Consider the following 12,169-nt stretch of genomic DNA (forward strand, 5'->3'; position numbering starts at 1 on the left):
AATTATGAGTGATAAAATAGGTATTTTAGCTATAGGACACGGCAGCAGGTTACCATACAACAATCAGGTTGTTACCGAAATTGCAAACATGATAACAGAGAATCATCCTGAATATGTGGTAAAGATAGGATTCGTAGAGCACAGTGAACCTATTGTTAAAGAAGCACTAATGTCATTTGAAGGCACAGGTGTAACAAAAATAGCTGCAACACCTATATTTCTTGCATCTGGGGTCCACCTCACAGAAGACATTCCGGAATTCCTTAATCTGAAACCGGACACAAATGAAGGCGAGGTGGAGTTAGACGGAAAGAAAGTAAAGATCCTCTACGCCAAGCCTCTTGGTAGTCATAAGTTCATTGCAGAGCTTATCTTCAAGAGAGTACAGGAAGTGCTTTAAATGTTATTTATCTTTGTTGTAATATAAATTACAACACCTTTTTTTAATGACTGCCCAGTTCAGCCCCAACATATCAGACCATAATTATCTGCGGAATATATATGTAGTCAGTTCATATAATAGTGGATCGATGATCACAAATGATGATGCATTTATTGGTGCTTTATTTGTTACGGAAGAACATCAGGGCAAGGGAATTGGTAAAAAACGGCTGGACCATTGTAAATCCTTATACCCGGATTTAGAATTAGGAATTTATAAGCAAAACATACGGGCAATCAGCTTTTACAAAAAATGTGGATTCATTATCATAAAAGAACGACTCAATGGAGATTCCGGTTTTACAGAGTATGTAATGTCATGGAAAGAAGAATAAGAAAAAGAATAAGAAAATCTCATCACTTCACTTACACTCAAAGAACAGGCCTGATAAGAATAAAAATGTGCAAACATACCTGAAGCCATATTTGAACACCTTTATTATACATTGATCCCTAGCTGGCCGGACCTGGAAAGAACTGCTTCTTCTATTATATCTGCAAGGCTGTCCCGTGCAACATCTGTAACCGCAGCAAAGACCGTGAACTTACCTGCGTCATCAGTCCCGGAACCGACAAACTCCAACTCTGGAATATCCCGATAAGAGGTTACACTGACTCTCATAGCCACAGTTCCTGTGTGGAGGAACATCTTAAGGTGTCCCAGGAAACGGGGATTCAGGTCAAGTATATTTTCCCTGATCGATTGCATTACATCTAGAATCAAGCTCATCGCTGCTTCTCTGCCAAGGAAGCTTTTTACCTCATAAGAATCTGCATAGCTACTTACATTAAAATGATTGAAATCATCCTCGCATGCAGTGGTACATTCAGCAGAGACGGCAATCGTTCCGGAACCCAACAACCCGGGACTATCCGTCACTGAAATACCTGAACCGAAACTCGATTCCAGCACATCCATCAGGCTTGTGAATGCTCCGTCTTCCTCTCCCTTCAGAGACAGTGCATATAATTGTGCATCAGGATTCAGATCTTCAATTGTGGCTTTTATCCCTGCAAGTTGTTCCCGGTCCAGCAGGTCTTTTTTATTCAGGAGAACTATGTCTGCATTTTGTATCTGCCTGATGATAGCATCCCCTGAATGTTCCATAAGCTCACCGAATCTACTGCCATCTATAAGTGTTATTATAGGACCCATACTTATTTCATGCCCAAAATCCATTTTTTTTATCTGCTCTTTTATCCGCAAGGGAAAAGCAACTCCAGTGGGTTCGATGAAAAGAATATCCGGATCATACTGAGCCTGTACTAAGGATATGTTAGCCTCAAGTGCATACTTCAGGGTACAGCAGATGCATCCCCTTGGCATTTCCTTTGACTCCAGCCCATTCTTATTGATGATCTGGCCGTCAACGCCCACATCGCCAATGTCATTGACAAGCACAGCTACGCTATAGCCTTTACTTTTAAAGTTTTTCCCCATCCTTATGACCGAAGTAGTCTTCCCGCTACCTAAAAAACCACTGACAATGATTATTTGCATTCAAACCCTCCGACTATAGTATGATCCGGCCCCAGCTCATTTGGAAACAGTATCTCATAGCTGGCAATCGTTGCTTCCCGTATCACAGGCTACCAGATCATGGTCGTAGATGTCTTCATCCATTTCGTCATGTCTGTGCTCATGTTTATGCTCATGTGAAGTTTTATGCACATGGCCATCATCATGGTCATCTTCATGGTCGTGATGGTGACCATTCTCATGGATATGCGGATCGTGCAGGCGTTGGGAAATCATGTCCCTCTTGCTGAAAGCGTTTTCAACATTCCCGTCCACCAGGCGGACAAGTTCATCTTCATCAATGCCTGATACTGCCGTAAGAATCTTAAACCTCGGGCCTGAGTGTGCTCTGGTATCTATTATAGTGATTGCAGGGCTTTCGGAATGTGACGTTATACTTATTTTCACCGTCTCTGCAGGGGCTTCCAGGAACATTTTGATGTGTCCCACAAATTCCGGGCTTAACCCTACTATTTCAGATTTTACGCCTTCTGCAATCTCCAGGGTAATCTGTCGGGCAGTTTCGCAATCAATATCTGTTTCTAGTATCCTGTAATCATTGGCATATGATGCCAGCCCGGAAATTTCACTATCGTAGTGTGTGTGTTGATGATGTTGATGAATGTCCACAGCATACTCCACAGGTTGAGCAGCTTCTGCACTTTCTACAGGATCATATGAATCTATAGAGGCAGCGGGAACAATTACTTCATTGTTTCTTTTCCCAACTACGATCTCCATCAGTTCTAAGAAGCCTGCATCCTCAACTTTTGAAGACATTTTGATAATTTTGGCCGCTGGATTTAGCTGCTGCACTGATTCCTCAAGTATTGGAACCCTGATAGGGTCAACAAGGTCGGTCTTGTTTATAATCAGAATCTCCGCATCTTCTATCTGTCTTAATGCATAGACCTTTACTGACTTCATTATATCCTTGAAGCGACTTCCGTCTATTAAAGTCACCAGTGGGGCCACCCTTACATTATCTCCGAAGTTCATCAGTTCAAACTCCTTTTTAATAACATTCGGAAAAGCAATCCCCGAAGGTTCCACAATAACATAATCCGGATTGTAGGAATTGTAAAGCTCAGTAAGTGTGGCCTTCATGTTGAGTTTAAGAGTACAGCATATACACCCGTTAGTTATCTCCTTGGCATCTAGCCCATATTTTGATATCAGATCACCATCTATGCCTACCTCTCCAATCTCGTTTACTATTATCGCTACTTTATGACCTCGCTTGGCAAGCTCTTTACCAACATTGATCACAGTTGTCGTCTTTCCGCTGCCTAAAAAACCTCCGATGATTATCGCATCCATCTTGCTTACCTCCATAATAAGACTATTAAAAACACTACATTTCCAACATATATAAACTTATTTGCAAAGTTGGAGTATACTCAAAATATTATTAAAACATCACCCATGTAACTTTAAATATAAATCACTATCAATAACGATATTAATTATGAATCATAAACTAAATTCAAACAATTAAGATAAATACTAACTTTAAAGAATATAATTAAATGAATAGGTAATACTAATTTTTATGAATAAAAACACATTAATTAAAGCGTTTTTTATTACATATAAAATAAAAGTATTATGTAACTATTTCTGTATCTATGCCAAATTATATTTAATACATCAACATACAAATGAGATTATGCAGCTTGAAAAAACTTCACGAAAATATAGCAGAGTGGTTCAGGACCCCTGCGATCTACTCCTTACATAAATTTGCTTTCAACTCCTTTCTTCCACCCAGTCCCTTTATAAATATGGTTCTGTCCTCCATATTCATGCTTTCCTGGAGAATTGGAAACCTCAAGTTTCCTAAGGATGTTGCTTTTGTAAGCCTGTACAGCATCTGCGACAGAACCTCCTTTGAAGGACATTACACAAACATTCTTTGATTTAAGCATTGAAAACGCTTTAGCCCCAACAGTTCCTGTTATAAGTGTATTTACGCTCCTGTTAAGGATTAACTGAGCCGCCTGAACACCTGCACCGCTGGAAGCAGAAGCTGTTGCGTTCTTGATAGCTTCAAATCCCATCGAGTCAACATCTACAATTACAAAGTACAGGCATCTTCCAAAATGAGGATCCACGGGAGCATCCAATCTAGCCGACATGGCTGTTACACATATTTTCATTTAAATTCCTCATATCATAGAGTCTATTTCCGAAGATAGAGATCCATATCTCTTCTCCAAAGATTTAATATATTACTCATGCGAGACAAAATATAAAGCAGTAATCCAAAATGAATATATATTTAATCTCAAATGAGGATAAATAATATATAAACAGTACGACATAGGGTCCAAGACATAGACTTAGCCTAAAAACAATCACACTTATACAACAAGACCAAAAGACATTATTTTTTGCATGGGACACTGGTGCATTTTTAATAAAAAGATTATGCTCAAGCCCGTTCAATGCATATTAATCAATAACATAGAACTCAGAAAGATAGATATTCTACTAAATTAATTTTAGATATATATGTTCGGGAAGTTGATCACATGAACAATACCGAGATAGCACAAAAACTCGTAGAACTACTTGACCTTAGATATGAACCAGTGGCTGTAAAAATCATAAAGAAGGGAGAAACGATCCCGGATGGATTCCAAGTGCCAGAAGCCAATATAAGGCACTGTCAATCGATAATGATGGCAAGAAAAGGGGAATCTGTTTTCATTCCCGCCGAAAAACATGCATGTGTTGTAGGTGCTTCCAGTCTGGGACTGATTCCAACACCTCCTAAAGTCAAGGAAGGGGAGTTCCACGCCAACATAGGCATGTTCGACTGCGCCGATGCTGCTTCAAATATGATATCCCAGCGTTCTGCATTGGAAGAAGGAAGCACAATTGCCACAGTTGTTTGTCCGCTGAAGGACTCTGAGCTTAAACCGGACGTAGTGGTTCTGGTGGATGTTCCAGAAACCCTTTACTGGCTTGTTCCAGCAGCAACTTTCTTTGAAGGAGGCAGGCAGGCATTCAGTACGGCAGCTTTTCAGGCTACATGTGTGGATTCTACAATCATTCCACTCCTCACAGGTAAAATGAACATGAGTCTGGGATGCTTCGGATGTCGCAGGGCAACAGATATCAAAAACGATGAAATGATAGCAGGAATTCCCTATGATAACCTGGGGAAAATGCTAGATGCTCTTGAGAAGATACATGGCGGACCCATGCAAAAAGCAAGGAAGCAGTGAACTTACAATTTTATTTAAGTTTACTTTTAATATATTTTTTTTATATTAACTCCATAAACTCCTCAATCCTGAATAATGAACCGCAGATACACACAGATACACGTAGATGATTGTTTTTGTAATAGGTTTTTATCTGAGTGCATCTACGGTTTAGATGTAATTTGAGAATATGACTGCCATATTTACTATATAGGGTTATATAGTAGCAGGGTGTAAAACCAACTTGGTAACTTTAAGTTGCCGAATAAATCATTCATGCAAGGATGTACCACCCCTTGCTGAACGTGGGATGGGGTTACTTTCATGTTTTTTATTTTTAGAATGGGGAATAGTTTTTGTCCATTAATGGTGAATTATCCGACTTTCCGCAGATGTCTAGAGAAAAACGGATATTTTCCTTTAGCGTACATTTACACATACTTATGTCAACTTGAAGTGATAATAAATGTTACTTCTCAATTGAATTGTGTTACTATTAATTGATAAATAATTGCAATCCAGATAATTGGCAAAATTCGAGGACATCTGCGGAATATAAGAATTATGATAGGACTGGTAATCTAAAAGTGATGGCCTTTATATATCTGATTTTAATTGTAATGGTAAAATAAGTAAAATATGTTTATGGGGCCGGGATCGAGAATCGAACTCGAATCGTAGCCTCCACAGGGCTACAGGATAACCGCTACCCTACCCCGGCTCGAAGCAGGTGCTTTCCTTGAAAGCACCCTATAGAGGTCCGTTTCTTAGATAAATCTTTTCATTAGAAAATATTTTAAAACGGTACTATTTGCTTCTCTTGTTCAGATATCACCTGACTTTTTCAGCTTTTCAATCGCAATTTCAGCTGCCTTTTTACCTGACAACATCATTCCACCAAAGATCGGTCCCATTCGTGGTGCACCGGCAACAGCGTTTGCAGCCATTCCAGTAACTATAAGGCCGGGGTATACTTCTTTTGTCGTATCCATCAGTAGCCTCTCTCCTACGTCTGCCCACATGGGTTTTTCCCCGACAACTCTCAACTCTCCAAGTTCTGTGCCTGGTACTTTACGCTGGATGGTACTACATATTCCGGCATCATGTCCTGTTCCGTCAATAACTACCTTTGCGCGCACTGCGAGGGGGTCTACATGAAGGTGTGCCATAGACACCGGTCCCCAGTTAATCACAAGTCCGCATACGGTATCATTCTCACGGATCATTACGTCTTCCACATCAATCAAATTGAATATCTCCACACCTGCTCCGGTTGCACCACAAATCAGCTTTGCAACGGATTCTATAGAACTTGCCACATAATATCCTTTTTCATATTCGTGGTAATTAATTCCAAAATCATCAAGAATATGTTTTGCGTCTTCTTGAACAACTATTCGAGGAAACATCATCCCTCCTCCCCACATTCCTCCGCCGATCGAGAGTTTCCTTTCAAAAAGAACAGTTTTCAGTCCTGCCTCACCAAGATATTTGGCAGCAACTAGATTTGAAGGCCCTCCTCCCACAAGTGCGACATCAACATCAGTATAATCAAGAAAAACTTTTGAAAATTCATCAACTATCGCCCTTGTAATTACAATCTCATCAAGTTCCATTTTATTTCCTCATCATTATTGATTTCAAACGGTTCTGATAAGTGCTATCTTCCTTAAAGTTAATGGGGCAGAACAGGCAGATCTAACATTTCATTTTAATCTTTGCATCATGTTCAACATCAATTTTCCCATTGACCCTGGAATTAATCTTATCGTTAAACCCGGCATCATCAAAGTTCGTTTGACCTTTTTTTAGCCTTACCCAGAAAACACTGCCCTTTCCCCCAGGGTTATCTTCCACACCTGTTGAACCTCCATGAAGTTCAGCTATCTTTTTAACAATAGCTAGGCCAAGACCACTGCCTTTGACTCCGCTCTTATTAACTCTCTTGAAGCGGTCAAAAACAAGTGGTTTGGCCTCGTCTTTTATTCCCTCTCCAAAGTCAGTTACATTTACTTTCCATTCATAATTGTAGTCTTCCACATCCACAATTATCTTTGTATTTTCCGGACTGTACTTTATAGCATTTGATATGTAGTTTGCAAAGATCTCTTCAACAATAGGATTGAGCATGGCAGAGCAACTGCTATTTGCTTTCAATTCGAGGGTCATGTTCTTTTCCTGCAGACGATGGTCGAATTGTTCGATTACATTCTTCAGGATTGTCAAGATATCTATTCTGACAACATCAAGTTCTTCCATAGATTCCAGTTTAGCAAACTTGGCAGCAGTTTCGATCATATCGATAAGTTTATCGTTGCTCTTCTGCATAGTTTTTATGAAATGTACTTTAGTCGGATCTTCTTCCATTTCCATAAGTAATTCGGAGTATCCTTTGATGTTCCCTGCAGGATTGAGGAGGTCATGGCGCATTATGTCTGTGAAAAGGTCTTTTAGTTCATTGGAATGGCGAAGTTCTTCTTCTACCTTTTTCCTATCATTAAGGTCCATTGTTGTTCCTGTAAATCTGAACGGCTCCCCGTTTTTATCCCACTCTGTCAATTTGCCTCTTGCAAGTATCCACTGCCATTTCTCCTTGCTGTTCTTCACTCTGAATTCAGCCTCAAAGAATGGTGTTTTTCCTGTAAGGTGCTCATTGATGGTCTCCTTCACAATTTTGAGGTCATCTGGATGTGTCAGGTGCTTCCAGCTTTCAATGCTTTTATCGACATCTTTCACGTTGTATCCTATCATTTCAGCCCAGCGTTCATCATACATAACCTCATTTGTCCTGAGGTTCCAGTCCCACATCCCAAGGTTTGCCCCTTCAAGTGCAAGTTCCATAACTTCTTTTGTTTTTGCAAGTATGGTTTCTATGTCTTTTCGCTTTGTGATATCACGTACTACTGCAAGTGCATAATTATGATGGTCCATGGTTGAGAATGTGACATTTATTTCAGCATGTAAGGTGCTTTTGTCTTTTCTTGTCAGGATCTTGTTTGGTTCCAGATATCTGTCTCCAAAAATATCCTGGAGGTCATTCTCCCAGAAATTATCATTGAAAAGTAAATGGATATCCTGTTTTTTCATGCTGAGGAATTCCTTCCGGGTATATCCAAGTTCCTGGCATGCGGTTTCATTTACATCTATAATGTTATTCTTTTCCATGTCAATGACAAAAATAAAGTCGTTGGATCTGTTTATGAGGTTTTTAAAAAGAGCTATCTCTTTAAGGAACGATTTATGATTTAGGGCCATACTTGTCAGTTCAGATACTACTTTCAGTGTATGGAAATATTTCTGGCAGTGTTCAGTAGTAACTGTATCACATTCTATGCTGATAAAACCAATGAATTCGCCCTTTGATTCCACCGGTACAATAATGAGTGACTGCAGTCCGTTTGAAATAATGATGTCTCTTTCCCTGTCAGCATTTTCAAGAAGTTTAACATCCCTGGAGATATGGATTGTTTGTTTTTTCGTCAGTTTTTCCCTGATCCACGGGAAGTTTGAAAAGCCGACTTTTTCAAAGATGCTTTTCTGATTTGGATCTTTACCATTTTTCCATTGATGGGATAGGTATGCATTGCCATTGTTCTCATACAAGAAAAGATAACTTTGTTCTGCGTTGCAAAGTCTGGCTGTTTTCTCAAGTGTTTCCTGTATTGTCCCGTCAATATCTTTTGGTGCGATGAATGTTGATATGAGTGACGATATCATATTCTCTATCTTTGCATTGCGTTGGATAAGGTACTCAAGTTCTTTATGTTTATCATTCAGTTCGACTATCTTTGTTTCCAGTTCTTTGTTCTTCTTTTCAATATGGTTGCTGGCATAGATGATTACTATGAATGTGCCTCCTATCAAAGCTGAACTGATCACGATTGAACTTGTGTCTTTTGCAATTATAAATGGTGCAAGTAATACAAACCCGAATATGCAGACTATTAACAGAAATGCAATATTGGCCACACTGGGTATTTTCATATTTTGTATTGTATGTTCTTTTTCCATACCATTTTAATATATAGTAATAATTACTATATTTATTATTCGTTTGCATATTTTGTTCAATCCTCTGTACTCTGCGAAACCTTTAAGGGTTAGGTTTAATAATTCCCTTAATTCATTTAGATATGTAGAAGAAAAAAGAGATGATAGATATAGTAAGGACTGCCCAGAAAACTAGCCCTAAATCTAACAGAGAGTCGAATTCAGAACCCTCGGAGTGTACTGCAGAGTTCCTTGTACTGGAGCCGGCAGGTTATCCTATGGCCAGCATACTTGACGAGTATCCCGAGATCGCCGATCCTGGTGTTTTTGAACATTATGCCAGAGAGCAGTGGAATGGTTGCACTGCTCATAAGGGTGATTATCTTTTTGACGGCCGAATGTACCCTGATTTTGCCTATAAGGTTAGTGATGTTGAGCCTCCGGGGTCAATCATCGGGCTGGATACGCATATCATTGTCAGGGATACGGTCGTAAGCAGTGCTCCTGCAATAGAGTTCAGAAGTGATGTCACTTTTGATGATGTCATAGGGCAGCAAAGCGCGCGCCGGAAATGTAAACTGATAGAACGTTTTCTGGAGTCTCCGGAAAAGTTCGGTAAATGGGCGCCCCGAAATGTCCTCTTTTTTGGTCCCTCGGGGACTGGAAAAACAATGCTTGCAAAAGCACTTGCAAACAAGGCTCATGTGCCTATCATCCCGGTAAAGGCTACTGAACTCATTGGTGAATTTGTAGGCGAAGGTGCCAGACAGATACACCAGTTGTATGAGCGGGCGCAGGAGATGGCACCATGCATCATTTTTATCGATGAGCTGGATGCTATTGCTCTTGATCGCAGGCATCAGGAATTGCGCGGGGATGTTGCAGAGATTGTGAACTCATTGCTTACGGAAATGGATGGTATCGTGGAGCGTCCGGGCGTATGTACTATTGGAGCTACTAACCGCACCGACACGATTGATCCTGCTGTAAGGAGCAGATTTGAAGAAGAGATCGAGTTCACCCTCCCGGATGAGAAAGAGCGTCTTGCAATTCTGGAGTCTAATGTACAGACCTTCCCGATACCGGTAACAGATATTGATCTGAAGGCTATATCAAAAATGACTGAAGGGCTTTCCGGAAGGGATATTGTTGGAAAGGTGCTTAAAACCGCGCTTCACAATGTGATCATAGAGGACCGGGAGAGCGTAACTCAGGATGACCTTCTTGCTTCGGTTAAAAAATTGAAGAATATCCAGCCACCATCAAATGCCGATAGGATGTACATCTAATGGAACATCTTTTAAGGAATATCTTTTTAAATCTGACAAATATATCGGTGGACTATGTCTGAGGTAAATGAATCTGACCGGTTTGAGTGTGTTGTCATCAATGTGATTGATTCTCTTGTATGGAAGGGTGTGGTTGTCCAGGAGATGGGGTCCGGAGGACGTGTTTATTTTGGAAAGGTAGTGTCTGAAGGCTTCAACTATGGTCCGGGAGATATTTTGTATATTGGCGTGAAACCTCTTCCTTATGAGCTTGAAGAAATGAAAATGGAAGTTTCCCTTTACGATGCTGATGATCGGAAACTTGACTGGACATTCCTTTAAATCCATTTCATTTCGTTTTTATGATATTTCTTCTGGTTCTTTGTTTTTGTCCCTGTAGGGAATGTCAAGTTCCATCAGATCCTCGGCGGCGACTACATTTTCAAATACTTTTTTTGCTTCCTCAAGCAGTTGCGTGGCATCATCTGAGTATCTGGAACTTATATGCGTGAGGGCAAGTTTCAGAACATTTGCTTCCTTTGCCAGGGTGGCAGCTTCCTGTGCAGTTGAATGCATGGATTCGATTGCCCAGTCCTGCTGATCATTTGCAAGTGTGGAGTCGTGTATCAAAAGATCTGCATTCTTGCTTGCTTCCAGGATTGTTTTGCATGGGCGGGTGTCTCCTGTGTATACGATTTTTCTACCTGGGCGGCTTTCTCCGACCACGTCTTTAGAGTGTATTATTTTTCCATCCACTTCAACAGATTCTCCGTTGTGAAGTCTGGAAAAAAGTGGTCCGGGTGGAACTCCAAGGTCGATGGCTTTCTGGCGGTTGAACTTTCCAATCCTTTCATTCTCTATGAGCGCATACCCCAGACTAGGTATACTATGTTCTGTTTTAATGGCCATGATTGAGTAATCTTTCCTTTTGATCACATCTCCAGGGTTCATGTCTATGGCGTCTATCTCAAAACGCAGTTTATAATAACCCAGGGCGCTTAGTATCCTGGCAAACTCGTGTATCCAGTGAGGGCCGTATATCTTCAATGGCTCGGTTCTTCCGTGGAATGACATTGTCTGTATAAGTCCGGGAATTCCAAGTATGTGGTCTGCATGGAAGTGAGTTATGAATATGGATGATAATGCTTTCATCCCTGTCTTTGCCCGCATCATTTGTTGTTGAGTGCCCTCTCCACAATCAAAGAGTATAAGCTCACCTTCACGGTTAACCATGATGGCCGAAGGATTGCGTTCCGGGGTTGGAAGGGACCCCCCTGTTCCAAGAAAAGTTACACGAAGCATAGTTCTATATAAGTCTTTGAATTATTTATGAATTTGGAGTAAGAAGACCACCGTTTTCAAACTCACATTAAATAGTAGATTTAATGGGAGTTCCAGTTCTCTGAACTGGAACAGGTGGATGAATTACGTCCCCCATTGGAACTACCATCTATGTATTTCTTAATTGTTTCAGCAGACACTTGACCATGAGTTCCAACATAATAACTTGGTGACCAAAGATGATTTCCCCAAAATTCTTTTTTTCGTAATTCAGGGAATTTCTGGAACACTCTCTTTGCAGTAACTCCTTTCATAATCTTAACAATATCAGTAGGTGCTATGAATGGTTGTGTAGATATGAAAAGATGGATATGTTCAGGCATGACTTCAAGTTCAAGAATTTCCCATTCCTTAGAATCAGCAATTGTTCTTATTTGGTCATCAAGAAATTCCTTTAA

Annotated in this window: 12 protein-coding genes and 1 tRNA gene; 5 read left to right on the forward strand and 8 right to left on the reverse strand. The window is 40.3% G+C overall.

All coding sequences use genetic code 11. The annotated features are described in order from the left end of the window. Window positions 1–4: 4 nt before the first annotated feature. Together cfbA and BB781_RS13250 are read left to right on the forward strand one after the other, a co-directional pair. Window positions 5–400, forward strand: coding sequence for a sirohydrochlorin nickelochelatase (gene cfbA, locus BB781_RS13245; protein ID WP_094228958.1), 396 nt, complete (start codon window positions 5–7; stop codon window positions 398–400). 46 nt (window positions 401–446) lie between these two features. Further along, window positions 447–776: a GNAT family N-acetyltransferase gene (locus BB781_RS13250; RefSeq protein WP_094228959.1), complete on the forward strand. Its 330-nt coding sequence runs from the start codon at window positions 447–449 to the stop codon at window positions 774–776. Window positions 777–880: 104 nt separating this feature from the next. Here BB781_RS13250 and BB781_RS13255 read toward each other — a convergent pair whose 3' ends face one another. The 3 genes from BB781_RS13255 to BB781_RS13265 all read right to left on the reverse strand — a co-directional run bounded on the left by BB781_RS13255 (window position 881) and on the right by BB781_RS13265 (window position 4,119). Further along, the gene (locus BB781_RS13255) at window positions 881–1,942 is read right to left on the reverse strand and encodes a GTP-binding protein (RefSeq protein ID WP_094228960.1); all 1,062 of its coding nucleotides are present in this window, start codon (window positions 1,940–1,942) and stop codon (window positions 881–883) included. 54 nt (window positions 1,943–1,996) lie between these two features. Then, window positions 1,997–3,280, reverse strand: coding sequence for a GTP-binding protein (locus BB781_RS13260; protein WP_094228961.1), 1,284 nt, complete (start codon window positions 3,278–3,280; stop codon window positions 1,997–1,999). A 413-nt stretch (window positions 3,281–3,693) separates the two neighbouring features. Then, window positions 3,694–4,119, reverse strand: a complete 426-nt coding sequence (locus BB781_RS13265) for a NifB/NifX family molybdenum-iron cluster-binding protein (protein ID WP_094228962.1) — start codon at window positions 4,117–4,119, stop codon at window positions 3,694–3,696. A gap of 375 nt (window positions 4,120–4,494) precedes the next feature. Between BB781_RS13265 and BB781_RS13270 the strand changes: the two genes are divergently transcribed. After that, window positions 4,495–5,193: a DUF169 domain-containing protein gene (locus BB781_RS13270; RefSeq protein WP_094228963.1), complete on the forward strand. Its 699-nt coding sequence runs from the start codon at window positions 4,495–4,497 to the stop codon at window positions 5,191–5,193. 625 nt (window positions 5,194–5,818) lie between these two features. Here BB781_RS13270 and BB781_RS13275 read toward each other — a convergent pair. From BB781_RS13275 to BB781_RS13285, 3 genes are all read right to left on the reverse strand, one after another. Beyond that, a tRNA-His gene (locus BB781_RS13275) sits at window positions 5,819–5,893 on the reverse strand. 103 nt (window positions 5,894–5,996) lie between these two features. Next, a complete protein-coding gene (locus BB781_RS13280) occupies window positions 5,997–6,788 on the reverse strand; it encodes a sulfide-dependent adenosine diphosphate thiazole synthase (protein ID WP_094228964.1) in 792 nt (263 codons plus the stop codon). Window positions 6,789–6,870: 82 nt separating this feature from the next. After that, window positions 6,871–9,156, reverse strand: coding sequence for a sensor histidine kinase (locus BB781_RS13285; RefSeq protein WP_164997885.1), 2,286 nt, complete (start codon window positions 9,154–9,156; stop codon window positions 6,871–6,873). Window positions 9,157–9,323: 167 nt separating this feature from the next. Here BB781_RS13285 and BB781_RS13290 point away from each other — a divergent pair, with 167 nt between their 5' ends. Together BB781_RS13290 and BB781_RS13295 are read left to right on the forward strand one after the other, a co-directional pair. After that, a complete protein-coding gene (locus BB781_RS13290; RefSeq protein ID WP_207205290.1) occupies window positions 9,324–10,451 on the forward strand; it encodes an AAA family ATPase in 1,128 nt (375 codons plus the stop codon). A gap of 54 nt (window positions 10,452–10,505) precedes the next feature. Continuing rightward, on the forward strand, window positions 10,506–10,772 hold the full coding sequence (locus tag BB781_RS13295; protein WP_094228966.1) for a hypothetical protein: 267 nt from the start codon (window positions 10,506–10,508) through the stop codon (window positions 10,770–10,772). An 18-nt stretch (window positions 10,773–10,790) separates the two neighbouring features. Here the strand turns inward: BB781_RS13295 and BB781_RS13300 are convergent, their stop codons facing one another. Beyond that, complete coding sequence (locus tag BB781_RS13300) at window positions 10,791–11,732, reverse strand: ribonuclease Z (RefSeq protein WP_094228967.1); 942 nt, start codon at window positions 11,730–11,732, stop codon at window positions 10,791–10,793. Window positions 11,733–11,812: 80 nt separating this feature from the next. Then, the coding region (gene tnpA / locus BB781_RS13305; RefSeq protein ID WP_094228968.1) for an IS200/IS605 family transposase at window positions 11,813–12,169 on the reverse strand (357 nt) is incomplete at its 5' end.

Source organism: Methanolobus psychrotolerans (assembly GCF_002243045.1).
GTDB classification, from domain to species: domain Archaea; phylum Halobacteriota; class Methanosarcinia; order Methanosarcinales; family Methanosarcinaceae; genus Methanolobus; species Methanolobus psychrotolerans.

Bases quoted from the DNA above. Each gene is read 5' to 3' on its own strand.
- cfbA (WP_094228958.1), top strand. From the start codon at position 5: ATGAGTGATAAAATAGGTATTTTAGCTATAGGACACGGCAGCAGGTTA.
- BB781_RS13250 (WP_094228959.1), top strand. From the start codon at position 447: ATGACTGCCCAGTTCAGCCCCAACATATCAGACCATAATTATCTGCGG.
- BB781_RS13255 (WP_094228960.1), bottom strand. From the start codon at position 1,942: ATGCAAATAATCATTGTCAGTGGTTTTTTAGGTAGCGGGAAGACTACT.
- BB781_RS13260 (WP_094228961.1), bottom strand. From the start codon at position 3,280: ATGGATGCGATAATCATCGGAGGTTTTTTAGGCAGCGGAAAGACGACA.
- BB781_RS13265 (WP_094228962.1), bottom strand. From the start codon at position 4,119: ATGAAAATATGTGTAACAGCCATGTCGGCTAGATTGGATGCTCCCGTG.
- BB781_RS13270 (WP_094228963.1), top strand. From the start codon at position 4,495: ATGAACAATACCGAGATAGCACAAAAACTCGTAGAACTACTTGACCTT.
- BB781_RS13280 (WP_094228964.1), bottom strand. From the start codon at position 6,788: ATGGAACTTGATGAGATTGTAATTACAAGGGCGATAGTTGATGAATTT.
- BB781_RS13285 (WP_164997885.1), bottom strand. From the start codon at position 9,156: ATGAAAATACCCAGTGTGGCCAATATTGCATTTCTGTTAATAGTCTGC.
- BB781_RS13290 (WP_207205290.1), top strand. From the start codon at position 9,324: ATGATAGATATAGTAAGGACTGCCCAGAAAACTAGCCCTAAATCTAAC.
- BB781_RS13295 (WP_094228966.1), top strand. From the start codon at position 10,506: ATGTCTGAGGTAAATGAATCTGACCGGTTTGAGTGTGTTGTCATCAAT.
- BB781_RS13300 (WP_094228967.1), bottom strand. From the start codon at position 11,732: ATGCTTCGTGTAACTTTTCTTGGAACAGGGGGGTCCCTTCCAACCCCG.